Here is a 25401-nt window from a genome sequence, read left to right as displayed (position 1 = left end):
GGAACATGCCTTCTTTTCGCCCATTCACATGTGCACAAGGAGGCATGTGAGCAATGAATCAGACCACGCATGGGTTTGAGCATCTTCCCAAACCGAAAAACTCCGCCGGCCGTGATCTGAAAGCTGCGGTGTCAGTGGGCGTCGGCCTAGGCGCCTTGGTGCTTTTATGCATTTTCGTCATTCCCTTCGGGTGGTACCCCTTGGTGGCATTTGCAGTGGGACTTGCTACCTGGGAGGTATCCGCGCGCCTGAGTGAGCACGGCTATCTGGTTAACCGCACCCTACTCTTGCTCGGCGGACAGCTGATGGTGTGGATGAGCTGGCCGTTCGGTACCAAAGGCCTCGTGAGTGCCTATGTCGCTTCCGTCTTGCTTATCATGTTCGGAAGGCTTTTCCATCACGGGCGAAACTCCGCGCCGAAGAATTACTTGCGCGACATGTCGATCGCGATCTTTGTCCTGACCTGGATCCCGCTGTTCGGAAGCTTCGCGGCCATGCTGTCTTTGTTCGAGACCGACTCCGTGCCGGGTGCCTACTTCATTGTGACGTTCATGCTGTGCGTGATTGCCTCTGATACGGGTGGTTACATCGCCGGAGTGATGTTCGGCTCCCACCCGATGGCGCCGGCCGTGAGCCCGAAGAAGTCCTGGGAGGGCTTTGCTGGGTCGGTCATCGGTGGCATGCTCGTCGGTGGTTTGACCGTGACGTTGCTCCTGCAGTTCCACTGGTGGTGGGGCGCGGTGTTGGGCTTCCTTCTTGTCATTTGTGCGACGCTGGGGGATCTCGTCGAGTCGCAGTTCAAACGTGAGCTCGGCATCAAGGACATGTCGGCGATGCTGCCGGGACACGGTGGCATCATGGATCGCCTCGACGGCATGCTTCCTTCAGCGATGGTGACGTGGCTGCTGTTAAGCCTTATCTCCGTGGTCTAGGAAGACCCTGTAATCACAACGACAACACCCCGCCGGGTCACGACCCGGCGGGGTGTTGTGTTAAGCATCTACTTTTGATGATGCAGTTTGCGAAGCTTCTTTATCTGGCGACGAAGCTGGAACATACGCATGCCGCCGACGAGAGCCATGATAAGTGCACCCAAGATAGCGGCAAACAGGAAGCCCACACCGGAAGGCAGGCTTACATGGAGATTGAAGAAGGAGATGGCTACCGCCTGCTGGTTTTGAAGGATAAATACCAACAGCACGATAAGCAGCAAGGCGCCGACGATTAGTGCGATCCAGGTGCCACCGGCAAAAGTCGATTCCACCTTGGTCGGAACAGAAGTCGGGGACTGATTGCCATTCTGGTTCTCGGAAACAGTGGCATCCTCGGTTGTCTCACCGGCCGGGGGCTCGACCACGGCCGGCAGGTTCGCGTTGCTGGTTTCGGGAGCAAGGGCGGACTCCGACGCGGCTTCGAAGGAATTGGTGGCAGGGGATTGGGGTTCGGCGTTGGCCTCACCGGTGCCGTTGAACTCTGGGAAACCTTGGGAATCAGTCTTACGCATGACGTCCATTCAACTTGAAAATCGCGATGGTTGCCAGTCGGCGCTAAGGATCACCGACCGCTGTGGGCTGTGCAAATGATAGCGGGAGCGTACAAGTGAAAATCAAACATAAGAAAAAGATAAGGTCAACGGTGTGGTGTGCTCATCTGCTGGTTGAGAAGCCTACCAAAACATGGAAGATTCGGCGGCGGAAGTAACCCCAATGTGGCTGGTGAGTCTTTTTATCACCGCTGCCTTTGGCAGTCCGAAACTAAAAAAGGGCGGGGTTCGTGCTGACCGACCTGTGGGCGTCGGAAAGCAAATCGGCATATCAGCACCGACCAGCAATGGCGTGCTCCGTAGCCACAGTGCATGGGCGGACTCGCCAACGGGCAGTCCGGCGTGCGACAATGGCTTCATTATGGCAAAACCAGTAGCACTCGATTTTGGCGCAGGGCGCGCCAAAATGCCTCCCAAGCATTTCGCTGACCTTACCCAGGATGAGCGGGTGGAAGCACTCCAAGAGATTGGCCTGCCCAAGTTCCGCGCCAACCAGCTGGCGAAACATTACTACGGCCGCATGGAAGCGGACCCGCGTACCATGACTGATCTTCCGGAATCTGCGCGTGAGGCCGTTGCGGACAGGCTTTTCCCACCTCTGATGACTCCCGTTCGCGTGGTGGAAGCCGACGACGGCGAGACCCAAAAGACGCTGTGGCGGTTGCATGATGGCACGCTGCTGGAGTCTGTGCTGATGCGCTACCCTGACCGAGCGACGTTGTGTATTTCCTCCCAGGCTGGCTGTGGTATGGCATGCCCATTCTGTGCGACCGGTCAGGGCGGTCTTGATCGCAACCTTTCTACCGGCGAGATCGTCGATCAGGTCCGTGCCGCCGCCGCCACGATGGCTGCCGAGGGCGGTCGCTTGTCCAATATCGTGTTCATGGGCATGGGCGAGCCGCTTATCAACTACAAGCGAGTGGTGTCCGCGGTGCGTCAGATCACCCGGCCGGTGCCGGAAGGTTTTGGGATCTCACAGCGTAACGTCACCGTTTCCACGGTGGGCCTAGCTCCGCTGATTCGCAAGCTTGCCGACGAAGACCTGTCCGTAACCCTCGCGGTTTCCTTGCACACGCCAGACGACGAGCTTCGCGATACGCTCGTGCCTGTCAATAATCGCTATCCCGTCGCCGAGGTCCTCGACGCCGCGCGCTATTACGCGGACAAGTCCGGCCGGCGTGTATCCATCGAGTATGCGCTCATCCGTGACATCAATGATCAAGGCTGGCGCGCGGATCTTTTGGGCAAGAAGCTGCACAAGGCGCTCGGTTCGAAGGTACACGTTAACCTCATTCCGCTTAATCCAACGCCGGGCTCGAAGTGGGATGCTTCGCCCAAGGAGCGTCAGGATGAGTTCGTGCGCCGCGTGATCGCACAGGGGGTTCCGTGTACCGTGCGTGACACCAAGGGGCAAGAGATCGCCGCCGCCTGCGGCCAGCTCGCCGCCGAAGAACGCTAACCTTATTTCCATACGCACAACCGCCTGCCACCACACGGTGGTACAGGCGGTTGTCCTTGCTTACCGACGCTTCAATGCCACAACCTAACTATCGTCTTTCAGGTAGAGCTAGGAACCTCGGTTGCCCCAGCTTGAATGGATCATCCTCCGCAGGGGGATGCGCGGTGTGTCCCAAGTTTGAATTGGGGGCATGAAAAAACGCTGTCTGCAGAAACAAACAGCGTTCTAGAAACCTCGAGGTTGGAAAGGTCCTACCCGAAAAAGCGGTTCGTGGTTAGTCCTTGGGGAGGGAGCGAAGGTGAGCGACGCGGGATGGCTCGATGTTGAGCGCACGCAGCTGGGAATCGGTCAGTTCAGCGTAGGGCCCGGTGCAGGTTGCCTGCAGGTAATTCCAATCAGGCTCCTTGTGACCCATCGGCTTGTTGTGCGCGGTCAGGGTGCGGACCTGGGAACCTTTCGGCTCAAAAAGCTGGAGGATGAGGCCGAGAGCGATCACTGCTGCGAAGACGAACAGGAAGATGGTCTCAACATGGCCTGTGTGGTTGCCGAAGTTGTATGCCAACAGGAACAGGACGGAAATCCAACCGGAAATCTGAATCGCATTGCGCCCGATGCTGTGCCAACCCCAGGCTGCTGAAGGCTCATCCAGAGTGGATACACCGTTGTGTACCTCTGGGGTGATGTGGTGGGAACCAGCCACGTTCTTCTCCTCATTCTCACTTGCGACGTACGTGCAAGGCGATTTTCTGCAAGCCGTGCCTACGTGCAACGTCCTCTATTGATTCAACGGCTATTTTCGCATATCCGGCAGCTTAAAGCGACATTCTTGGGGACAAGTGGAGGCGAAAAATCGGAGCAACCCGATAAAGTGCGAGGACGCGTAGAGGCATCAACCTAAAGTACGTACACAATAGGGGGTGACTAGCGTGGGTAATCAAGGAAGTGGGAACTGGGTAGCATTTTCCGTGACCGGGAATCGAGCGTTCGTGATCACCTGTATAGACGAACTCATTGTCTGCGAACCTGCACCAGCTTCATTGGGACCTGCACTGAAGCGTCGGTAAGCAATGCGGGGCGGGTGTGCTTCGGAATTAAAACGCACGGCTCGTTATGCGTAGCCATAGAAAGTTTCGTCATTTCTTTCATTTCCGGAATGCTTCAGGAGTCGCTGGCACAGCAACACACACGATGGTCGGGCAAGTCGTCAATGCCGGCAGATGCGAAGCCACCGTTGTCGCTGGCATGGTTCATAATGAAGTGGTGACCAACGATTCTTTCACCACTAGCAATCCCAACGGGGCTTATCCAATCATCTCAGCGACTACGGGCGCGACCATGCCACGCACCGAAGTCAATGACGGCGCGCGCACAGTGCTTATCCTTGGTAGTACAGGCTCGATTGGAACCCAGGCCTTAGAGGTAATCGCCGATAATCCGGATAAGTTCATTGTGAAAGGTATAGCCGCTGGTGGCCGTAACCCGAGTTTAATTATCGAGCAGGCTCGTGCACTTGGACTTTCCGGAAACCAAGTAGCTGTTGCGGACTTGAAAGCCGCTGCAGTCGTTAGTGAAGCGCTGGGTGGCACTGTATTGGATGGCCCAGATTCCGCGACCACCCTAGTAAAAGAACAACCCGTGGACTTGGTTCTTAACGGCCTCGTCGGGTCGCTAGGGCTGGCGGCCACACTTGCGGTTATTGAGTCGGGCGCATATCTCGCGCTTGCCAATAAGGAATCTTTGGTCGCTGGTGGCTCGTGGGTCGTGAATCAGGCGCGTCCGGGCCAGATTATTCCGGTTGACAGCGAGCATTCCGCCATGGCGCAGGCATTGCGCTCCGGTAGCGAATACGAGGTTGATCGTTTTGTGCTTACCGCCTCCGGCGGACCTTTTAGGGGTTGGACTCGCGAGCACATGTGGGATGTTACCCCACAGCAAGCGGCCGCACATCCGACTTGGTCGATGGGTCAGATGAACACGCTCAATTCAGCAACCCTTGTCAATAAAGGTCTTGAGCTCATTGAGGCGACTTTGTTGTTTGGCATTCCGGCCGAGAGGATTGAAGTAACGGTCCATCCGCAATCCATCGTCCACTCCATGATCACGTTCATCGATGGCGCAACGATTGCACAAGCCTCTCCGCCCTCGATGAAGCTTCCCATTTCCTTGGCGATGAATTGGCCACGACGGGTCGCAAAGGCTCAGCCGAGCCTTGACTTTGCAACGGCATCCACGTGGGAATTCTTCCCGGTGGACAATGAAGCGTTTCCCGCTGTGGAGGTGGCGCGTCATGTTGCAAGCCTTGGCGGGACTCATCCGGCTGTTTACAACGCAGCCAATGAGCAGGCGGCAGCGTCGTTTTTGCGCGGTGGGATCAAATTCCCGCAGATCGTCGACGTTGTTGAACAGATCGTCGGGGAGGCTTCCCAGTTTGCTGGTGTACCCTCATCATTCGATGACATCATCGCGGTTGAAACCGAGGCTCGACGGCGTGCCGATGAACTGGTGGCGCGTTTGCTCGCATAAGTAGGTGGGTGAGCGAAGACAGTGGATGTGCCCCGAAGGGTAAGACACGCCTTGTTTGCTCAACCCTTGCCGGTAGAGTCGAGTGCTCGACTGAATTGTTGTCATGCCGCCTGGGCCGAGTCTGGTGCCGGCGCGAATTGTCCCTGACATGATTGGTTCTTTGTGATTTCCTACCTCATTGGTGTCCTTCTGTTTGCCCTCGGCATTGCCGTAACAATTGGTGTACATGAGGCCGGCCACTATACGGCGGCACGCGCAACGGGCATGCGGGTGCGCAGGTTTTTCATTGGCTTTGGCCCCAAGGTTTTTTCCTTTACCCGAGGGCACACCGAGTACGGATTCAAGCTGATTCCTTTGGGCGGGTTCTGCGATATCGCCGGAATGACGAATCAAGATGAGGTCACCAAGGAGGAAGAACCGTACGCCATGCGGGATAAACCTGCATGGAAGCGCATCATCGTGCTGCTCGGCGGAGTCTTTGTCAATTTCATCATCGCCTTCGTGATCTTCTACTTGGTGGCGTTGACCTCTGGACTTGCCGATCCCAAGGCAGACTACACTCCGACCGTCGGTGAGGTAACCTGCGTGGCACCGCGCCAGCTAGATGCACAAACTCTCGCTGAATGTAGTGGAACAGGGCCAGCCGGTGAGGCAGGCCTTCTCCCGGGAGACAAAATTACCGCGGTGGATGGTGAAAAGCTGGAAAGCTTCGTGGCTCTCCGTGACTACGTGATGGCACGCCCGGGAGAAACAATCACCCTCTCGGTTGTCCGCGGCAGCGACAACCTAGAGATCGCTGTACCTGTTGCTACCGCATCCCGGCTGGACTCGAGCGGTAACGAAGTCGCCGTTGGTGCGATTGGGGTATCCAATGCGCCCGTTGTCATTGAACCATCGAGTGCCACGGAGTCTTTCGTGGTGGCCAACCACTACATGGGATTCCTCATGGGGGAGACTGTGAAGGGGGTTGCTGCATTTCCGGGCAAGATTCCAGGAGTTGCGGCGTCCATTTTCGGTGGGGAGCGTGAGGCCGATAGCCCGGTGAGCGTTGTCGGTGCTTCCCGCGTTGGAGGTGAACTGGCTGAGCGCTCGATGTGGTCGAGTTTCTTCCTTCTGCTTGCCAACCTCAACCTGTTTTTGGCTGTGTTTAATCTCATCCCGCTTCCACCACTCGATGGTGGCCACATTGCGGTGGTGCTCTATGAAAAAGTCAGGGACTTTATCCGTCGCCTTCGCGGGCTGCCAGTGGCTGGTCCGGCGGACTATCAAAAGCTCATGCCACTGACGATGGCTGTGGCCGCGCTGCTCGTGGGAGTGGGCGTCATCGTCATTCTGGCCGATGTGGTCAATCCAATTCGCGCCTTCGGCTAAAGAACGTTTGTTGCCAACAGGCCGAGTTAGTGGGGAAGTGTAGAATCCAAAGAAGTACCTATCTAACTAGATTGGCTAGTACCTATTTAAAACTTCAATTAGGTTCCGTCTAGGTTTCGCAGAAGCCTACGGGTTCCTCAAGGAGAGCAATACACGTGTCTACCCCCATCGGCCTTGGTCTTCCAGAAGCACCTCTTCCAACCTTGGCGCCACGTCGCAAAACGCGCCAGATCATGGTTGGAAACGTAGGCATCGGCTCTGATTACCCGGTGTCAGTTCAGTCGATGACCACCACCAAGACCCACGATGTCAACGCAACCCTGCAGCAAATCGCACAGCTGACCGCATCTGGCTGCGACATTATCCGCGTCGCGTGCCCTAAGACCGTGGACGCTGAGGCCCTGCCGATCATCGCGAAGAAGTCGCCGATCCCAGTCGTGGCCGACATTCACTTCCAGCCGAAGTACATCTTTGCAGCTATCGATGCCGGCTGTGCAGCCGTCCGCGTCAATCCCGGCAACATCAAGGAATTTGATGGCCGTGTGAAGGAAGTCGCAAAGGCTGCCGGAGATGCGGGTATCCCGATTCGCATCGGTGTCAACGCGGGATCCTTGGATAGGCGTTTGCTGGAAAAGTACGGCAAGGCCACCCCAGAGGCTCTTGTCGAGTCTGCCATTTGGGAGGCGAGCCTCTTCGAAGAGCACGGCTTTGGTGATATCGCCATCTCCGTCAAGCACAACGACCCTGTCATCATGGTGGAGGCTTATCGCCAGTTGGCCGCCAAGACCGACTATCCGCTGCACCTTGGCGTTACGGAAGCTGGCCCGGCTTTCCAAGGCACGATTAAGTCCGCAGTGGCTTTCGGCGCTTTGCTTAGCCAGGGCATTGGTGACACTATTCGCGTTTCCTTGTCTGCTGATCCCGTGGAGGAGATTAAGGTCGGCGACCAGATTCTGCAGTCGCTGAACTTGCGCGAGCGCGGACTCGAAATTGTCTCGTGCCCTTCGTGCGGCCGTGCACAGGTGGATGTGTACACCCTCGCCGAAGAAGTCACCGCCGCACTGGACGGCATGAACATTCCGCTGCGTGTTGCCGTCATGGGGTGTGTGGTCAATGGCCCGGGCGAGGCACGCGATGCCGATTTGGGTGTTGCCTCCGGCAACGGCAAGGGTCAGATCTTTGTCAAGGGCGAGGTTATCAAGACGGTTCCGGAATCCCAGATCGTCCAAACTCTCATCGAAGAGGCCATGCGCCTGGCTGAGGAGCAGGGTTTGGAGATTAAGGAAGGCGGCCCCTCGAAGGTGTCCATCACCAAGTAATCTGTCGCGCGCCATGTGCAGCTAAGCTCAAGAGAGCCGTCACCACGTACGTTGGTGGCGGCTCTTGGTGAATGGGGCGTTGATACTCCCACCGCTGCATCGGTGCCCCTACGGTGAGGCGGTGGGAGTGGCAAACTGTGGCGCGGGCCAGCGAGTGATACGTTGAAGCTCATGCGGAGATTTCTCTCAGTTCTGCTGGTGGCGGGAGTGGCTGCCGGCCAGCTCGTTGGCTGCACACCCAAGCCGGCTTCGGCAAATCCTGTCGTTGAACAGTTCCTTGACGATTGGCAGGCCCAGAACTTCGAGGCTGCAGGCCAGGCAAGTGACAACGCCAGCCAGGCCGCGTCCACCTTGTCGGCGAGCTGGGATGGTCTGCAGGCGGAGGGAGTCGAGACTGAGCTGACGGATGTCAAACTCGACGGCACGGTTGCTACTGCGAGGTACAACGTCACCTGGGATCTTCCACGCGACCGCGAGCTTACTTACGAAGCGAATATGACGTTGAATCGCATCAACGACCAATGGCGCATTCGGTGGGCGCCCTCACTGATCCATCCGCAGCTGGGAGCCAACCAGCATCTGGAGTTACGTGCCGTCAATGCCGAGCGTGCCAGCGTCATCTCCTCCGACGGCGCGGAAGTCTTGCGCCCGGGCACCGTGTTCCGGGTACTCGTGGACACCGACGCGGTAAGCAATGCTCGCTCCACTGCAATGACGGTTGCCAATGCCATCAATGCAGCCCGCGCCGATGATGAGTCAGCCGGCACGATTGATGCCGACGAATTGGAAAATAACCTCAAAGGCGCCAACGGCACATACTCAGTTGCAGTGGTTAGCCAGGCGCAAGGGCAGGCGCTGAAGACGACATTGGAGCGCAGCCCAGAGGTCTTTTTCAACGAAGAGCCTGCGATGGTAGCAACTGATCCTAACTTCGCACCAGACATCGTATCCCGCGTGGCAGAACTTGTGGAAAGCGACCTCGAGGGCGCCAACGGCTGGGAGATCGATGCGGTAAACCACGATGGTGCGGTCATTGGCCAGTTGGACTATCACGCGCCGACAGTGGCTCCGTCGGTACGCATCAGCTTGGACCACAACGTGCAGCGAGCGGCGGAGGAAGCAGTGAATATGCGCGCCGATATGAAGACGATGCTGGTTGCCATACGCCCATCAACTGGGGAGATCCTTGCCGTGGCGCAGTCTGACAAGGCCGACGAGGATGGTGACATTGCGCTGAATGGACAGTACCCACCCGGCTCGACGTTTAAGATCATCACGGCTTCGGCCGGTATCCAGGATCAAGGGCTTAATTCCGATTCGATCGTCCCATGCCCGGGATCGATGAATATCTATGGTCGAATCGTTAACAACTACAATCAGTTTTCCCTGGGAGATACTGCGCTAACGAATGCTTTTGCAAAGTCCTGCAACACCACGTTTGCAAACATCTCTGAGCAACTTGGCCAGGGACAGCTCAAGGCTATGGGTTTGTCTTTTGGTTTGGGTGTTGACTATGACATCCCGGGACTGACCACCATCACTGGCTCCATACCGGAGGGGGAGACCGAACTCGAGCGAACTGAGGCCGGCTATGGCCAGGGCGCGGACTTGGCCTCGCCTTTCGGCATGGCCTTGGTCTCTGCCACGGCAGCGGCTGGCCACACCCCGCTGCCGACCTTGATTTCAGGGCATGAGACCACCGCAAGCATCGACGTTGCTGCACCGGAGCCCGAGACCTTGAATCAACTGCGCACGCTCATGCGATCGGTGGTTACCAGTGGTACCGCTGCTGGTATGCAAGCAGGCGGCGAGATCTATGGCAAAACTGGTGAGGCAGAAATCAACGAAGGCTCGCACGCTTGGTTTACCGGGTATCGCGATGATATTGCCTTCGCAACTCTTGTCGTTCTCGGAGGCGGTTCGGAGACCTCGGTGGCGATTACGGACAAGTTCTTAACCCGCTTGGACGAGCTCAATGCCGGTGGTGCAGGAACAGTCGTTGGGATGGGCCCTGAAGGTGCGGAATCCGAAGCCGCAGTGGTTCAGTCAGACCCCATGGTCGCTGGTCAATAGCGGGGACTTAGCCGAGGAGTAATCGTCAGCGTCCGCGCCAGCAGCTTTCCGGGTTGGAACGCCCTTTCTGGCCACCGTCATCCGTTTGTCACTAACGGCATCGAAGTAGTGGTGCGATGCCCGAAGGCCACTGCTTTAGAGTGAGTGCTTGCGTAGGCGAGTACAATCGAGGGGTTGTGAGAGGAATTTGGCCTCTCATCTAGTCGGCGGCGTGTGCGCTCGCCGGTGGATTATTGTTCCCATTTACTTAAAAGACAGTTGTAAGGAAATTTCATGGCTGCCAATCGTGCACCGCTTCGTCCAGGCAAACCAACACCGATCCGCGAGGTTCCGGCCAGCATTCCGCGCCCAGAATACGTGTGGAAGCCAACGGTCAAAGAAAACCAAGGTGAGCCCTTCGTGCAAACCCCGGAGGTCATCGAGGCTATGCGGGAGGCATCTGCTATTGCTGCGAATGCACTGAAGGTCGCCGGTGCGGCTGTGGCTCCCGGGGTAAGCACTGATGAGATTGACCGCATCGCCCATGAGTACATGTGCGATCATGGCGCCTATCCTTCAACGCTTGGTTACCTCGATTTTCCCAAGTCTTGTTGCGTTTCTTTGAATGAGATTATCTGTCATGGCATCCCGGATACCACGGTGATTGAGGACGGCGATATCGTCAATATCGATGTCACCGCCTTCAAGAACGGCGTGCATGGCGATACTAACGCAACCTTCCTGGCTGGCGATGTCTCCGAGGAACACCGCCTGCTGGTCGAGCGCACCGAGGAAGCCATGATGCGTGGTATCCGCGCCGCAAAGCCAGGCCGCGAGATTAACGTCATCGGCAGGGTGATCGAGGCCTATGCCAAGCGATTTGGCTACAACGTGGTGCGCGACTTCACTGGTCACGGGGTCGGCCCCACCTTCCACAATGGATTGGTGGTCTTGCATTATGATTCCCAGGCTTACCGTAATGTTCTCGAACCGGGCATGACATTGACCATTGAACCGATGATCAATCTCGGCTCGCTCGATTACACGATTTGGGACAACGGTTGGACCGTGCAAAACGATGACCACAAGTTCACAGCTCAGTTCGAGCACACCATCGTCATCACGGAGGATGGCAACGAGATCCTCACCCTGCCCACCGAATAAGTCCCACCATGATGCAGCGCAAGACGGACACGGCTGGTCTTGGCTGGCGTTGCATCGTGCTTTCCGACGTTCACCCGTCGCCTTCCCCACTGTGGTTGGCAACCATGGTGCTTCCAGTCGAAGGCGGCTTCTCGCTGGTCTGTTGAGCAACCACCTGTGCTCGAGGCCAGCGTTGGCCTTGAGATGAGGCAGTTCTTGAGGCTGCCGTTTGTAAGATAGTTTCCTATGACAGCTTTTTTGGTGGCGGGATGTACCTCGGATGCGGGCAAGTCGGTCGTCGTTGCCGGATTATGTAGGGCCTTTGCGAGACGAGGGCTAAGGGTTGCTCCCTTCAAAGCCCAGAACATGTCGAATAACTCGGCGGTTACTCCAGACGGCGGGGAAATCGGCCGCGCGCAGGCGCTGCAGGCTGCAGCCTGCGGCCTGGTGCCGTCGACAAGCTTCAACCCAATTCTGCTCAAGCCTGGTTCCGATCGAACCAGCCAATTAGTAGTCAAGGGGAAAGCCCGAGGCAACGTCTCGGCAAAAAACTACATCGAGCACCGCACCCAGCTTCGGGAGGTGGCCGCGGCCTGCCTCGAAGAGCTGGAGGATGCCTATGATCTGGTGATCTGTGAGGGCGCCGGTTCGCCGGCGGAGATCAATCTGAGGGAAACCGACGTCGCCAATTTTGGGCTCGCGGAGCTCGCCGATCTCCCGGTGTTTCTTGTTGGTGACATTGACCGCGGGGGAGTGCTGGCGCATTTCTACGGCACCCACCAGATAGTTTCCGCATCGGATCGGGCAAGGATCAAGGGATTCGTGGTCAATAAATTCCGTGGCGATGAGTCGATCCTTAAACCGGGGCTCGAAGAGCTGGAGTCGATGACCGGCGTGCCTACGGTGGCAGTCTTGCCCTTCGTCAATGGGCTGTGGATAGATGCCGAAGATTCCCTGCAATCAGCCATAGGCACCTCCGTCGGCCCGAAGTTGGCACCCGTGGGGACGGAAAGGCTCAAGGTCGCCGCCGTGCGCCTGCCGCGGATCTCCAACGCGACCGATGTCGAGGCGTTGGCGTGCGAGCCAGGAATCACGGTGGTGTGGACCGACGACCCACGCGACGTGCTCGATGCCGATCTTGCGGTAGTGCCCGGCTCCAAGTCCACGCTCAGCGACCTCAAGTGGATAAGAGACACGGGGATTGCACAGGCAATCGTGCATCGCGCGCGCAATGGGCAGCCGGTTCTCGGGGTCTGCGGCGGCTACCAGATGATGTGTACCACCATCGTCGATCCAGTCGAGGCTGGGAGCCCCGACCCCGTTGACGGGCTTGGCATCTTCGACGCACGCATCGTTTTTCACCCGGAAAAGACCCTCATCCGCCACCCCAACGGTGCCTACGAGGTGCACCACGGTCGGGTGGAATATTCGGGTGATCCCGCATGGATTGGTGCGGAAGGATCGCGCAGCGGTGCGTGCTTCGGCACCCACCGGCACGGTCATCTGGAACATGATGAGTCCAGAAGACAATTCCTGCGCGAGGTTGCTGAGCTCTCCGGACGTTATGGATTCGTTTTGGCCAATGACACCAGCTTCGCTGCCGCCCGTGAAGCGCAGCTGGACATGCTTGCCGACGTTATCGAGGCGCATTGGGACCTTGATGCTTTGGCCGTCGCTGTCGGCCTGAAACCGTCCCAGAAATACCAAGATTAGATAGCATACTGCCTTTTGCCCCCATGTTGTCTGGGCCGCAGTACAAAGACGCAAAGCGGGCGGGGCCATCCTCAAATGGATGACCCCGCCCGCTCCAAGCTATTCAAGCTGCGCCTTGGGGACTAGGTTACCCCTTGCGCATGGCAATCAGTAAGGCAGGATGCCCTGGAACTTCAGCCAGTTGATGCCGGCGATGATAGCGCCGATGACGGTGCCAGCGACACCGACGTAGGTGACGTCGCGCCAGATCTGTGCCCATGCAGGAGCGTTCTCGTCGGTCTCAAAGCCCCCGTGGGGGCTGATGATTAAGTGAATGGTGTGGCTTTTGTGAAAGGGCTCTCGCGGTGATGGATTGCTCTATTGCGCGTTATCGACATCGAGGCCAAGGAGTGCATTTTCCACCAGCTCGGTCAGCGCCGGGTGGATCCAGTACTGTTCGGTGGCAAAAGAGCGTACATCCATATCGAAGGCGAGCATGGTAACGAAGGACTGGATGAGGCTTGATGCCTGATATCCGATGATGTGTGCGCCAAGCAGCTTGCCGGTCTTTTGATCGGCGATGACCTTCGCAAACCCGGTGGAGTCTTCTAACGCCCATCCGTAGGCGATGTCGCTGTAGTTTTGGATCTTCACTGTGATGTCGTATCCGGCCTCTTTGGCTTGCTGCTCCGTCAGGCCAACCGTTGCGATCTGCGGATTGCTAAACACTGCAGCCGGAACGGCATCGTGAGGCAACTTCTTGAGATTGTCTGGGTGCAAGAGATTGTGGCGAACTGCTCGCATCTCGGCATTGGCAACGTGTTTGAGCTGGTAAGGGGAACTAACATCACCTAGAGCCCACACTCCCTGCGCGCTGGTGCGACCATACTCGTCGACTTTGATGACAGCGCCATCGAGTTCGATGCCTGCCGCCTCAAGGTTCATCTGGTCGCCATTGGGGATGCGACCGAGCGCGACGAGCAGGGTTTCTGCTTTGACCTGGGATCCGTCGTCAAGCGTGGCAACAATCAGGCCGTCCACCTTTTCCACCTTGCTCACGAGTCGACCCAGATGCGTTTCATAGCGATCGGAGACAATCTCGGTCATGCGGGCCGAAATGTCTTCATCCATGACCCGTAGAACTTTGTCGGAACGGTTGATGAGTTTGACCTCAACGCCCAAGGAGCTAAAGATGTGCGAGAATTCCATGGCGATGAACCCGCCCCCGAGAACAATCATCGATTGAGGAAGCTCCGGCATGCGCATGACATTCTCGTTCGTGAAATAGTCCACACCTGGCGTGAGGTTGGAGTCGGAAATAAAGTCGGGGATCGCCGGACGAGCGCCGGTGGCGATGACAATCTGATCGCCGGTAACGATCCATTTTTCCTCGCCGATACCAGTTTTGAGAGTCTTGGGGGCAATAAAGGTGGCGTGCTGGTCGTAGACGTCGATGTTGGGTGTGCGTGGACCGCGGCGGTACTCTTCGCCACCGCGGGCAATGGGGTCGATTCGGTTGTCGAACACGCGGGAGACAATGCTGGGCCAGTCTACGCCGTTAAGGCTTGCCTGCACGCCGAAACGCTTGGCATCGGCAATGTCGTGTGCGAGGTCTGCAGCGTGAACGAACATTTTGGTGGGAATGCAACCGACATTGAGGCAGGTGCCACCAAAAGTTCCTTTTTCAACGATAGCGATGGACTTGTTGTCGAATTCTGGCCCCGGAATGGAATTTCCTGAGCCGGTTCCCACGATTACAAGGTCATAGTGCTTGGAGTTGGCCATGCTGTCTTCTGCTTCCTTTTCCTTGATCTATAAAGATGGCTAGTTATTTTGAATTGAAAATTAGGTAAAGCTCGCTGAGCGTAGCGCTTGTTCGAGCCGCAGCGGTTTCGGTGCGGGGCTCGTATTCATTGTTTACACGATAGAAAAGCAATGCCCTCGAACGAAGGTGGTGAACAGGTGAGTCCTTGTTCGACGAGAAGCGCAATGGAACTGACTAGGTTAGTTGAGCTTGATTGTGAATTCGGCGTCAGCTATCTGAAACGTACAAGAGACGCGCAGAATTCCATCTACCGCTCACGGTCATCTCGAAGCAGCAGGGAATCTCGATTCTAAGGCATTGTGCTACTGTACTTTTTCACAGTGAGCCCAGGACGTTGCTGTGCAATAGAATCAGGGGCGTCAATGTGCCTGCGTTTCGCCCAGATTTTTCTCCAGTAATGGTTGGACTTCCACTCATCCCAGCCTAGGATGATGTCGCTGGCGTTAGGACCGGGCGGGGAAGTTCATGGCTCCTGGGGGCAATATTGCGGCAAGCCATAGGTCGGTCGTGCGAAATGCCTGGCTTCGGGGAGTGGGGGCGGAAAGAAATACGTCGTGAACAGCGCCGGGGATGGCCTCCACCGTGCTGGAATCGGCGAGGAATGGCGCCCATCGCCTAATTTGGGTCACGTTCAGCACCGCGTCGGTAGATTGCGATCTTTCGCTAAAGGGCTTTCCGGTGGAAGACTCGGCCGAACACAGGGTGAGGACTGGCACGCCACAGTTGATCTTGCCGGCATGAAGACGCTCCTGGGATTTGACCACGCTGCGCAGCCAGCCCATGTACTTGGTGTGTCCAGCCAGAGGCTTGAAACTTAAGTCATAATCCCAACTTCCAAAGCGGCTTGAATGCAGGGCATCGCCGTAGGCCGAATTGGACTTTGACGGAAGAGACCGGCGCGGCCATTTCTTGCCCATGAATTTGATAATGGGAGCAACGGTGCGCGCGAGAGGGATTGGAACAATCATATCCAACCAGGGGCTATTGAAGATCGCGCCAGCAATCTTTGCCGCCAAAGGGTCATTTCTGGACCGAAGATGGTCGAGCCAATTGGCCACAATCAATCCGCCCGTGGAGTGGGCGAGAAGTACGAGGCGTTCATTGTGCTCCAAAGCGATCGTCGCCGCCTGTGCAAGTTCGTCATAGTAGTGGCGTAAGTCGGATTCGTAGTGCCAAGTTTGGCCATCCAGGTGAGCGCGCCCGCACTTGTGTAGGTCGATCGCGAAAAAGTCGATGCCAAGTGCGCGAAAATGTTCCGCCACGTGAGTGTGGAAGAAATAGTCCGTTACTCCGTGGACGTGCAGGATCGCGGTGCCTTTAGTGGCGGCAGCGGTGCTGTCAGTGGCGGGCTGGTGATGCACGAGGGCGGCACGAAGTGAGCCTTCGCCATCGGGATCTGTACCAAGTGGAAGGTAGCGTACGACATAGTCGGGGCCTAAGAAATCTGTCTCCCACTGCGGGCTCGGGGGGTTCTCGTTCCCAGATAACCTCAAGGAATCACTCATGGCTCCAAGGATAGAACGATCCTATCTAGCGCGCCCGTCTATCGGGGACGCCGATAATTGAATTGAGAATTGCTGCAACGCGCACCATTGCTAGCCCCAAGCGTCGCCTCCCAGTTCAAGGCGTGTTTGCTTCACGACGTTCAACACGCCATAAGTCAAAGAAGCGGCACTCTAGGTGCGGTCATGAAACGAAAAAAACGGATGACCGCACCTTATATAAAGGGGGCCTAGGTAGGGAGGGCATCGTGATATGGCGCTGAGAGCACTGTTCTAGCTTCGTCGTTTTTCCTTATATATATGTGTGTGTATATGCGCGCCGCAAAAACTCCCTATAGTCAAGGGCTGCGGTAAGTGGTGGAGCCTTTCGGACGTCGGAAAGCAACTAGCGCAGGCGGGGTAGGTGCGGAGTAAGGAATCGGGCGTCGATTCAAGGGTGGGAGGAAGCGGGGGAGGAAAGAATGCAGGGAAGGTGGCCTGACAATCCCAAATGGGGGTGGTGATGGCGAGCTTTATCCTTGACTTTGGGGGAAAGGAGACCGTTTTTACCACCCCCCATACATCTAAGCGTAGACTCAAACGAGGATGAATTGCCGTTTTTGATACACGGTTTGTCGCCTCATGGTTGCCGCGTTAAGCCGTCAAAAACTGCTGTTCATTGGGACGATGAATCCTTGAAAGGCGCACTTTCGGGGCGCTAGATTCCGAATGAAATCTCACGGAAACTAGTCACGCCCGCGCGCATTATTTTTCACGGGTTCACAACGAAACGGGAAACGAAAAGCGTAGAACGCAAGGAAGTTTGAAATGTCAGATTCCAAGAACAACGCAGCCATCAGCCACGAGGTGGACGTGGCACTGGTGGGCGCTGGCATCATGAGCGCCACCCTTGGCGCAATGCTCCGAGAGCTGGAACCGGGATGGTCCCAGATTCTCTTCGAGCGCCTCGACGCACCGGCTGAGGAGTCTTCTTCTCCTTGGAACAACGCTGGTACCGGCCACTCTGCACTGTGTGAGCTCAATTACACCCCAGAGGTCAAGGGCAAGATCGAGATCACCAAAGCCATCGGCGTCAACGAGAAGTTCCAGGCTTCGCGTCAGTTCTGGGCACACCAGGTCGATCGCGGAGTGCTGGCAGACCCGCGCGAGTGGATTAACCCGGTTCCGCACGTTTCCTTTGGCCGCGGTGCAGACCAGGTGGAGTACCTGCGCAAGCGCTACGATGCTCTTGTTGGGCACCCGCTGTTCCCGAACATGCAGTTCACCGACGACCGCGCAAAGTTCGACGAAATGCTCCCGCTGATGGCTGACGGCCGCAGCGCCTCCGACAAGGTTGCCATTTCGTGGACCGAGGCGGGCACCGACATCAACTACGGTGCTCTGGCAAAGCAATTCCTCAATGATGCAAAGGACAAGGGCACTGAGATCCTCTACGGGCACGAGGTCACCAACCTCACCCGTGATGGTCAGAAGTGGAAGTTGACCGTTAAGAACCGCCACACCGGCGATGTTTCTACCATTCGAGCTAACTTCGTCTTCGTCGGCGCCGGCGGTATGGCTTTGCCGCTGCTTCAGAAGTCCGGTATTCCGGAGATCCGCGGTTGGGGTGGCTTCCCTGTGTCCGGCCAGTGGCTGCGCTGCACCAACCCGGACATCATCGAACAGCACGCCGCAAAGGTCTATGGCAAGGCCTCCATCGGTGCACCGCCGATGTCCGTTCCACACTTGGACACCCGTGTCATTGACGGCGAGAAGGGTCTACTGTTTGGCCCTTACGCAGGCTGGACCCCGAAGTTCCTCAAGCAGGGAACCTGGTTCGACCTGTTTAAGTCCATCCGCCCGACCAACCTCATGTCTTACATCGGCGTTGGCGTTCAGGAGATGGGTCTGACCAAGTACCTGATCACTGAGCTGCTCAAGGATCAGAAGGCTCGCATGGAGTCGTTGCGTGAGTACATGCCAAACGCACGCGATGAGGACTGGGAGCTGGTCACCGCAGGTCAGCGTGTCCAGGCAATCCAGCCGGTAGTCGGCCCGCGCTTCTCCACCTTGGCGTTCGGTACCTCCCTGATTAACTCCGGTGATGGCTCTATCGCCGGTATCCTCGGTGCCTCCCCGGGTGCTTCGATCGCACCTGCCGCAATGATCGAGCTTCTCGAGCGTTGCTTCGGCCAGAAGATGATCGAGTGGGGCGACAAGATCAAGGAAATGGTTCCTTCCTACGGCGTTCAGCTTGCCACCGACAAGAAGCTGTTCGAGGAAATCTGGTCCTACACCCAAAAGACCCTGAAGCTCGAGCAGTAGTTAGGCTACACAAAAGATCACTTGCATCGGACTTTTTCGGCGTGCCCCCTCCCCGCATAGTGCGGAAGGGGGCACGCCGCGTTGTGTGCATGGGGTGCGTGGTAATAGTGGATGGAGGCAAGGGCACCGTGCCCGCCTTTAAACAAAGCTTTCGAACAACTGATGGGTGTCTCATTTACCGTGTCTAAGCCACAGCGCTACCAGTATCCTTTTTCCGCAGTCGTCGGCCAAGAGAAGTTACGTCTCGCGCTGATCTTGTGCGCCATTTCCCCAAAGATCGGTGGGGTGGTCGTTCGTGGTGAAAAAGGCACCGCTAAAACGACGACGGTGCGCGCCTTCGCATCTCTTTTAGGTGACGCGCCCTTGGTTAATCTTCCCATCGGGGCAACAGAGGACCGCGTCGTGGGCGCTTTGGATTTGGAGACCGTCCTGACAACGGGCAAGGCCACCTATCGCCCGGGTCTGCTCGCGGAGGCCGACGGCGGGGTCCTATACGTCGATGAAGTCAACCTGCTTGCCGATCACCTCGTGGATGCCCTCCTGGACGCCGCTGCAACCGGCGTGGTCACCATTGAGCGCGACTCGATCTCGCATACGGCCGCAGCCAACTTCGTGCTGGTCGGTACCATGAACCCCGAGGAAGGTGAGCTGCGCCCGCAGCTGTTGGACCGATTCGGACTATCCCTCGACGTCGTGGCGTCGCGTGATATTCAGGTTCGCGCGGAAATCATGAAGCGCCGACTGGCCTTCGAAGACGATCCCGAGGCCTTCATTGCACAGTGGGAGGAAGAAGACGCGGCGATCTCTCAGCGCCTAGCAGCGGCTGCTTCGTTGGTGGGCTCCGTCGAGCTCTCAGACACCAATGTTGCCCGGATTGCGGCCATCTGCGCGTCCTTCGATGTTGACGGGATGCGCGGTGACCTTGTGATCGCGAGAACGGCGTGTGCGCATGCGGCTTGGGAGGGACGGGAGTTCGTCACCGATGAGGATATTCGTGTCGCCGCCGAGCTGGCCTTGCCACATCGCAAGCGTCGCAACCCCTTTGACGAACCTGGTCTTGACGAACAGCAACTCGACGACGCGCTAGAGCAAGCGCGCGAAGAGTTCCCTGATGACGGCAATGGCGGCATTGACAGCGATGACCGTGAAAACAGCACAGCTCAAGACGACGATGTAGAGGCTAATTCTCAGCCCGAGCCGCACGACGAAGACAACAATCAGAAGGAAGGCCACGCGCCGCAGGGAGGTAGCGCCGATCAAGGCGCGACCTTTCGCCCTGCGTAAACTCCAACGCAAAGCCCCTTTGGGCTCCCGGCAGGAGTCGACTCCGGGGCGTCGGTCACCGGCTTATACCGCCCAGGGCGGGCACGTGCGCCCCATTAAGCATGGCCACGGCTTTGACATCATGGGAACCATTAAGGCAGCCGGCGACCGTGGCGCCCGCATCGAAGGCGGTCGTATCAGCTTCCTACCGGAAGACTTCCGAGGAAGCCTGCGCAAAGGTAGGGAGTCGAACCTCATCGTCTTCGTCGTGGATGCATCAGGCTCGATGGCAGCGCGGGATCGGCTATCCGCTGTGACGGGAGCAGTGCATTCCATGCTTTCCGATGCCTACCAGCGCCGCGATCGCGTGGCAGTCATTAGCGTGCGCGGTGCGCGCCCGGAACTGGTCTTGCCGCCGACCTCCTCCATCGATGTTGCCCACAAGCGATTGCAGGACCTGCCCACCGGCGGAAAGACTCCCTTGCCGGAAGGCCTTGCCATGGCCGCCGACCTCATTCGTCGCGAGGGGCTTAAGGAACCCGGGCGTAGGGCCATTCTCATGGTGCTTTCCGATGGTCGGGCAACGGGCGCCGGTGGACTGGACAAGCTGCGGTCGGCCAGCGAAGACATAGCCCGTAAGGATTTGTGTGCGAGCATCGTGATTGACTGTGAGCGTGGCGGGCGCATCAGGCTAGGCCTTGCCAAGGAGCTCGCCCGTGGCCTGGGTGCAGCCTGCGTCGAGGTCGATCAGCTCGACGCGAATGCAGTAACCGGCATTATCGAGGCGATCTAAACGGCCGACAGTCCGCGAAGCTTCGTAGCTTATGTGGGCGCATGCCTTGTCTGTGAACAATTGCCGCTAAGGTGGTGGCAGCACCAAGTCACGGCCGGATTGTGTCATCGAATGCTCGCACAACGAGCTTGCCGGTTGTGAAGATAATGCATCCTGGCTTAAAACACCTCACTATCAACAAAGGAGTGCCCATGCCTCAAGGAAAAGTCGACCCGGCCACCATCCCCAATGATGGGCTGACTACCCGCCAGCGCCGGATGCTGCCGATTACCGCGGTACATACCGGCGAAGGCAAAGGCAAGTCCACCGCTGCTTTCGGCATGGCGTTGCGCGCGTGGAACCAAGGGATGAACATCGGGGTGTTCCAGTTCGTCAAGTCCGCGAAGTGGAAAGTGGGTGAGGAGTCCGTCTTTAAGCGCCTTGGACGCCTGCATGAAGAAACCGGTGAGGGTGGCGCCGTTGAGTGGCACAAGATGGGCGAAGGCTGGTCATGGTCGAAGAAGCAGGGCAGCGACGAGGACCACGCCCGGGACGCCGCCGAGGGGTGGCAGGAAATCAAGCGGCGCCTTGCTAACCAGGAACATGATTTCTACGTGCTCGACGAGTTCACCTATCCCATTAAATGGGGGTGGATCGACATTGATGATGTCGTAGAAACCCTGGCTAATCGTCCGGGAAAGCAGCATGTCGTGATGACCGGGCGCGATGCGGACCCCAAGCTGGTGGAGGTAGCGGACCTAGTGACCGAGATGGCCAAGATTAAGCACCCCATGGATGTCGGCCGCAAGGGTCAAAAAGGCATTGAGTGGTAGCGGCTGGCGGCGTCGTCAAGCAACGTGGTGAAACGCCTCTCGCATCACAGGAATAGGCGATAGCGTCGCTCCTCCAACGCCACCTCAGGACTGCGCGGGGGTGGCGTTTAGTATCTTGAACAAGGTGAGCACCTCAACATCTTCAACTGCCACTCCAGGAGTGGTCATCGCCGCGACAAGCTCCGGCTCGGGCAAAACCACTATCGCAACCGGGCTGCTGCGCGCGTTATCCACCAGGGCCACCGTCGCGCCATTTAAAGTAGGCCCGGATTATATCGACCCCGGATATCACGGGCTGGCCACGGGCACCGTGGGGCGCAATCTGGACGCCGTCATGTGTCAAGGGCTCATCGGAAGCCTGTACGCGCACGGCTCGGCCGGCGCAGATATCGGTGTCGTCGAAGGCGTCATGGGGCTTTTCGACGGCCGCATCACCGCGTCAGCCGGCCAGTCATCCGAAGCCGAGGTGGGGCTTGCCGTCGGTTCCACGGCGGCAGTAGCCGCGGAGTTGGGCATGCCGGTCATCCTCGTGGTGGACGTGCGTGGGATGAGCCAGTCCGTCGGCGCGCTCGTTCGTGGATTCCTCACTCAGGATACTGCCGTTCACATCGCCGGGGTGATTCTCAACAAGGTAGGCACACCGCGCCATGCCGCCGTGTGCACCGCGGCGGTCGAGGCCCTCGGCGTGCCTGTCCTCGGAGCGATTCCGCGCGTCGATCACATCGAGGTCCCCTCCAGGCATCTAGGTCTGGTGACTGCAGGGGAGCTGGGCGAGGCCGAGGCCGCCGTGGCACGCATGGGTGACATCGTGGAAGAACACGTCGACGTGGAGGCGATCCTGCGGCTTGCCTACTGCCGTTGGCGCGGCCGGCCCTGGGATCCCCAGGAAGCCATCGCCCAGGCGCGGGCACGAGAATCGGAGGCGGCACCAGACACCCAACCTGCACCCCAGACGGCTGGAGGACCGGGCGCGCTCCTGCACCCGAGCCCGGTGATTGCGATGACCGCCGGACCGGCGTTTTCTTTCACCTACGCCGAGCACACCGAATTGCTGGCCGCCGCCGGCGCCACTGTTGTCACCTTCGACCCGCTGGTGGATGATCTTCCTGAGTGCGATGGGCTCATTATCCCAGGAGGATTCCCGGAAGAACATGTTGAGGCCCTGTCGGGGCGAAAGGATCTCACAGCCCACATCCGTACAAGGATTGCGGACGGGATGCCCGTTCATGCAGAATGCGCTGGGCTCCTGTGGCTGCTAGGCAGCCTCGACGATCACGCGATGCTGGGAGTAATCGAAACCACGGGTGCGATGTCCCAACGTTTGACGCTTGGCTACCGGGAGGCGGTAAGCCTCCACGATTCGGTGTTGTACCGAGCCGGGCAAAGGGTAGTAGGCCACGAATTCCACCACACCGCGCTTGCAAGCCAGACCGCACCGGACTTCACGCCGGCGTGGGGCTGGAAGGGGTGGGATGGAACACCCAAAGCAGAAGGTTTCATTGGTCCAGGTGGCGCCGGCAATATCCACGCCAGCTATCTTCATGTGCACCCGGCTGCGGTACCCGAGGCCATCGTGCGCTTCATGGACGCCTGCGCAAAACAGTAGAGCCGCTGGCTACCGTGCATTGCCAGATTGACCATCATTCGCCTTCAATGGCGGGAAGCAGAAAGGTGTAAGCGCATGGCAAGCATGACATTCCACACCCCGGCTGTGACGCGCGCCGTGAGCGTGGAGACACCCGACGGTGTCTTTAGCATCATCGCCTCGGATATTGCGGTGCTGGCGTCGGGATGGACCGCCGAGCTCGAACAGCTTCGCAGCCTGATACACCCCTCTATTCGCCCGCACACAATCGCACTCATGCAGGAAGGTGAGCTCGACGCGTCGGGCGTCCTCGCCTCTGCGGCGCGAGCCGTCACCGCCTATTACGGTGGCGACGTGTACGCCCCGAGCCGGATCCCTGTAGAACAACATTCCGGCCCCTTTCGCATGGCTGCCTGGGAAACCTTGCGGGCGGTGGCGCCGGGGCAAGTGCTGAGCTATACCGAATATGCCGAAAGGTGCGGCAACGCAAGGGCCGTTCGTGCCGCGGCCAGCGCCTGTGCTACCAATGCTGCGGCTTTATTCGTTCCTTGCCATCGAATAACCCGCAACGACGGGTCGGTGGGGCAATTTCGCTACGGTGCACAGATCAAGTCCAGCCTGCTGACTCGGGAAGCCATGTTGAGTTCTTAAGTACCGCAATAGGTAACAAAAGGTTGTTCCCGGACGGGAGGCGGCGAATCCAACCATGCCCGTTCCGATGCGTGAAGCGAGTCCGAGAAGGAAAAAGGATCCGCGAGCGCGCGAGCCAAGAGCCTTACTTTGGACAGATCGCCATCGTCGGCGCTTTCCAACGCCTGCTCGATGAGATGATTGCGCGGGATCACAATGGGGTTGCGCCCGCGCAGACTTGCTGTATCGGGGTGACAATCGAGCCAGCGACGCACCCAGTCTTGAAGTTCGGCAGGGTAGTCGGGCTTTAAAGGGTGCTCGTCGGAAAGCGCGCGAAGGAAACGATGATAATCAACCGCACCATCGGCGCCGACAACGCCGCTTTCTGGCGTGTCATTGCCGACAGGTTGTTCGCCGACAGAATCTGCAACCGATTCCTTAGCGTCCGGTTGCACCGTGGGCACCGTGATGCCTGCGCGCTCAGGGCGGATAGCCTCTAATATCGCCACCAGATCATCCAACAGCTCCTCGACCGCAGGGCTAAGTTCTAGGCCGGTGGCCTCGGCCATTTCCTCAAGCCATGCCTGCCTGAATTGCGCGGAGTATGTACCGAGGATGGATTGAGCATCCTCGAGGCTAAGCAGCGGGATCATCGCCTCCGCCGCCCGGGCCAGATTCCACCCAATAATCGACGGCTGGTTGCGATAGGCGTAGCGGCCTTGACGGTCGATCGAGGAAAAACACGCGTTCGCGTCGAAGACGTCCATGAAGGCACACGGCCCGTAGTCAATCGTCTCACCCGCCAGGGAAGTATTGTCCGTATTGAGCACGCCGTGGACGAATCCGCGGCGCATCCACTTCGCCACCAGGCGGGCATGCGCGTGGACCAGTCGCGCGTAGAAGTCGCCGTACCGGTTGTCGTGTCTCGCCGTAGCATTGCTTGCCGACGATGGGCCTAACGAAGCACTCAGTTCCGTTGCCGCGAAGTCCATCACCGAAGACAGCGTTTCCTTCCCGCGCAGCGCAGCATAGTGCAGCGAGCCCACACGAAGGTGCGTCTTGGCCACGCGCACCAGCAGCGCCCCCTCAACAACCCTTTCTCGTTGGATACGTTTTCCGGTGCGAAGCACAGCCAGGCTGCGGGTGGTGGGAACCCCTAACCCGTGCATGGCCTCGGAGACGAGATATTCCCGCAGCATAGGCCCCAGCGCGGCCTGACCGTCGCCGCCACGCGAAAATGGGGTGCGGCCGGAACCTTTGAGGTGAATGTCGACGCGGGAACCACCATCGTCACCGTGTGACTCCACCTCGCCTAGCAGCAGGGCTCTTCCATCCCCAAGAAGGGGCACAAACTGTCCAAACTGATGCCCGGCATACGCCTGGGCGTGGCTGATGGGCTCCTTCGCGTGCGTTGCTTCGCGAATCATATCGACAAGCGCCTGCCCATCGAGACCTAACCTGGCGCCTAGGTCATCGTTGAAGATGACAACCTCGAGGTCAGGGAAGGCTTCCGGTTTTTGCGGAAGGCACATCTGAGGCAGGCGCTCGGCGAAGCGGTGGGTGAGAGTCATTCACCCATGCTACC

At 58.2% G+C, this 25401-nt stretch carries 18 protein-coding genes and 1 pseudogene; 14 read left to right on the top strand and 5 right to left on the bottom strand.

Translation table 11 applies throughout. From position 1 onward, the window contains the following. Positions 1–53: 53 nt before the first annotated feature. The gene (locus tag PAB09_RS08350) at positions 54–932 is read left to right on the top strand and encodes a phosphatidate cytidylyltransferase (RefSeq protein WP_271033226.1); all 879 of its coding nucleotides are present in this window, start codon (positions 54–56) and stop codon (positions 930–932) included. A 68-nt stretch (positions 933–1000) separates the two neighbouring features. On the opposite strand, the gene PAB09_RS08345 is transcribed toward PAB09_RS08350, so the two are convergent. Continuing rightward, positions 1001–1504, bottom strand: coding sequence for a LapA family protein (locus PAB09_RS08345; protein ID WP_271033225.1), 504 nt, complete (start codon positions 1502–1504; stop codon positions 1001–1003). Positions 1505–1904: 400 nt separating this feature from the next. Here PAB09_RS08345 and rlmN point away from each other — a divergent pair, with 400 nt between their 5' ends. Next, positions 1905–3002 carry a 23S rRNA (adenine(2503)-C(2))-methyltransferase RlmN gene (gene rlmN, locus PAB09_RS08340; RefSeq protein ID WP_271033224.1) on the top strand — a complete coding sequence of 366 codons (1098 nt, stop codon included), beginning with the start codon at positions 1905–1907 and terminating at the stop codon, positions 3000–3002. A gap of 274 nt (positions 3003–3276) precedes the next feature. On the opposite strand, the gene PAB09_RS08335 is transcribed toward rlmN, so the two are convergent. Continuing rightward, entirely contained in the window at positions 3277–3702 is a 426-nt protein-coding gene (locus tag PAB09_RS08335) for a DUF2631 domain-containing protein (RefSeq protein ID WP_271033223.1), read from the bottom strand. Between the two features lie 635 nt (positions 3703–4337). Here PAB09_RS08335 and dxr point away from each other — a divergent pair. The 6 genes from dxr to PAB09_RS08305 all read left to right on the top strand — a co-directional run bounded on the left by dxr (position 4338) and on the right by PAB09_RS08305 (position 13123). After that, positions 4338–5525, top strand: a complete 1188-nt coding sequence (gene dxr / locus PAB09_RS08330) for a 1-deoxy-D-xylulose-5-phosphate reductoisomerase (protein WP_271035345.1) — start codon at positions 4338–4340, stop codon at positions 5523–5525. Between the two features lie 162 nt (positions 5526–5687). Beyond that, the gene (locus PAB09_RS08325; protein ID WP_271033222.1) at positions 5688–6896 is read left to right on the top strand and encodes a M50 family metallopeptidase; all 1209 of its coding nucleotides are present in this window, start codon (positions 5688–5690) and stop codon (positions 6894–6896) included. A gap of 155 nt (positions 6897–7051) precedes the next feature. Continuing rightward, positions 7052–8215: a flavodoxin-dependent (E)-4-hydroxy-3-methylbut-2-enyl-diphosphate synthase gene (ispG, locus tag PAB09_RS08320; RefSeq protein WP_442873659.1), complete on the top strand. Its 1164-nt coding sequence runs from the start codon at positions 7052–7054 to the stop codon at positions 8213–8215. A gap of 171 nt (positions 8216–8386) precedes the next feature. Further along, on the top strand, positions 8387–10288 hold the full coding sequence (locus PAB09_RS08315) for a penicillin-binding transpeptidase domain-containing protein (RefSeq protein ID WP_271033221.1): 1902 nt from the start codon (positions 8387–8389) through the stop codon (positions 10286–10288). Positions 10289–10561: 273 nt separating this feature from the next. After that, entirely contained in the window at positions 10562–11431 is an 870-nt protein-coding gene (map, locus tag PAB09_RS08310; RefSeq protein WP_271033220.1) for a type I methionyl aminopeptidase, read from the top strand. A gap of 225 nt (positions 11432–11656) precedes the next feature. Further along, the gene (locus tag PAB09_RS08305; RefSeq protein ID WP_271033219.1) at positions 11657–13123 is read left to right on the top strand and encodes a cobyric acid synthase; all 1467 of its coding nucleotides are present in this window, start codon (positions 11657–11659) and stop codon (positions 13121–13123) included. 357 nt (positions 13124–13480) lie between these two features. Here the strand turns inward: PAB09_RS08305 and mtr are convergent, their stop codons facing one another. Both mtr and PAB09_RS08295 read right to left on the bottom strand, forming a co-directional pair. Then, complete coding sequence (mtr, locus tag PAB09_RS08300) at positions 13481–14887, bottom strand: mycothione reductase (RefSeq protein WP_271033218.1); 1407 nt, start codon at positions 14885–14887, stop codon at positions 13481–13483. A 483-nt stretch (positions 14888–15370) separates the two neighbouring features. Next, positions 15371–16432, bottom strand: coding sequence for an alpha/beta hydrolase (locus PAB09_RS08295; protein ID WP_271033217.1), 1062 nt, complete (start codon positions 16430–16432; stop codon positions 15371–15373). Positions 16433–17236: 804 nt separating this feature from the next. Between PAB09_RS08295 and mqo the strand changes: the two genes are divergently transcribed. From mqo to PAB09_RS08265, 6 genes and pseudogenes are all read left to right on the top strand, one after another. Continuing rightward, on the top strand, positions 17237–18733 hold the full coding sequence (mqo, locus tag PAB09_RS08290; protein WP_271033216.1) for a malate dehydrogenase (quinone): 1497 nt from the start codon (positions 17237–17239) through the stop codon (positions 18731–18733). A 162-nt stretch (positions 18734–18895) separates the two neighbouring features. Continuing rightward, a pseudogene (locus PAB09_RS08285) lies at positions 18896–19814 on the top strand (ATP-binding protein); the annotation flags it as partial. A 288-nt stretch (positions 19815–20102) separates the two neighbouring features. After that, positions 20103–20789 (top strand): vWA domain-containing protein, encoded by a 687-nt coding sequence (locus PAB09_RS08280; protein ID WP_271033214.1) that lies wholly within the window; start codon positions 20103–20105, stop codon positions 20787–20789. Positions 20790–20980: 191 nt separating this feature from the next. Next, on the top strand, positions 20981–21601 hold the full coding sequence (gene cobO, locus PAB09_RS08275; RefSeq protein ID WP_271033213.1) for a cob(I)yrinic acid a,c-diamide adenosyltransferase: 621 nt from the start codon (positions 20981–20983) through the stop codon (positions 21599–21601). A 124-nt stretch (positions 21602–21725) separates the two neighbouring features. Then, a complete protein-coding gene (locus PAB09_RS08270) occupies positions 21726–23207 on the top strand; it encodes a cobyrinate a,c-diamide synthase (protein WP_271033212.1) in 1482 nt (493 codons plus the stop codon). 75 nt (positions 23208–23282) lie between these two features. Further along, on the top strand, positions 23283–23837 hold the full coding sequence (locus PAB09_RS08265) for a methylated-DNA--[protein]-cysteine S-methyltransferase (protein ID WP_271033211.1): 555 nt from the start codon (positions 23283–23285) through the stop codon (positions 23835–23837). On the opposite strand, the gene PAB09_RS08260 is transcribed toward PAB09_RS08265, so the two are convergent. Then, positions 23834–25387, bottom strand: a complete 1554-nt coding sequence (locus tag PAB09_RS08260) for a protein adenylyltransferase SelO family protein (RefSeq protein WP_271033210.1) — start codon at positions 25385–25387, stop codon at positions 23834–23836. The two genes, PAB09_RS08265 and PAB09_RS08260, sit on opposite strands and share 4 nt — an antisense overlap. Positions 25388–25401: the final 14 nt, after the last annotated feature.

The sequence above is a fragment of the Corynebacterium sp. SCR221107 genome (assembly GCF_027886475.1).
Taxonomy (GTDB): Bacteria; Actinomycetota; Actinomycetes; order Mycobacteriales; family Mycobacteriaceae; genus Corynebacterium.
The sequence above is the reverse complement of the archived record's forward strand: the minus strand, read 5'-3'. Positions and strand labels throughout refer to the sequence as shown.

Coding starts and splice junctions, on each gene's coding strand:
- PAB09_RS08295 (WP_271033217.1), bottom strand. CDS start 16,432: ATGAGTGATTCCTTGAGGTTATCTGGGAACGAGAACCCCCCGAGCCCG.
- cobO (WP_271033213.1), top strand. CDS start 20,981: ATGCCTCAAGGAAAAGTCGACCCGGCCACCATCCCCAATGATGGGCTG.
- PAB09_RS08315 (WP_271033221.1), top strand. CDS start 8,387: ATGCGGAGATTTCTCTCAGTTCTGCTGGTGGCGGGAGTGGCTGCCGGC.
- PAB09_RS08305 (WP_271033219.1), top strand. CDS start 11,657: ATGACAGCTTTTTTGGTGGCGGGATGTACCTCGGATGCGGGCAAGTCG.
- PAB09_RS08260 (WP_271033210.1), bottom strand. CDS start 25,387: ATGACTCTCACCCACCGCTTCGCCGAGCGCCTGCCTCAGATGTGCCTT.
- PAB09_RS08350 (WP_271033226.1), top strand. CDS start 54: ATGAATCAGACCACGCATGGGTTTGAGCATCTTCCCAAACCGAAAAAC.
- map (WP_271033220.1), top strand. CDS start 10,562: ATGGCTGCCAATCGTGCACCGCTTCGTCCAGGCAAACCAACACCGATC.
- mtr (WP_271033218.1), bottom strand. CDS start 14,887: ATGGCCAACTCCAAGCACTATGACCTTGTAATCGTGGGAACCGGCTCA.
- PAB09_RS08265 (WP_271033211.1), top strand. CDS start 23,283: ATGGCAAGCATGACATTCCACACCCCGGCTGTGACGCGCGCCGTGAGC.
- dxr (WP_271035345.1), top strand. CDS start 4,338: ATGCCACGCACCGAAGTCAATGACGGCGCGCGCACAGTGCTTATCCTT.
- PAB09_RS08345 (WP_271033225.1), bottom strand. CDS start 1,504: ATGCGTAAGACTGATTCCCAAGGTTTCCCAGAGTTCAACGGCACCGGT.
- mqo (WP_271033216.1), top strand. CDS start 17,237: ATGTCAGATTCCAAGAACAACGCAGCCATCAGCCACGAGGTGGACGTG.
- rlmN (WP_271033224.1), top strand. CDS start 1,905: ATGGCAAAACCAGTAGCACTCGATTTTGGCGCAGGGCGCGCCAAAATG.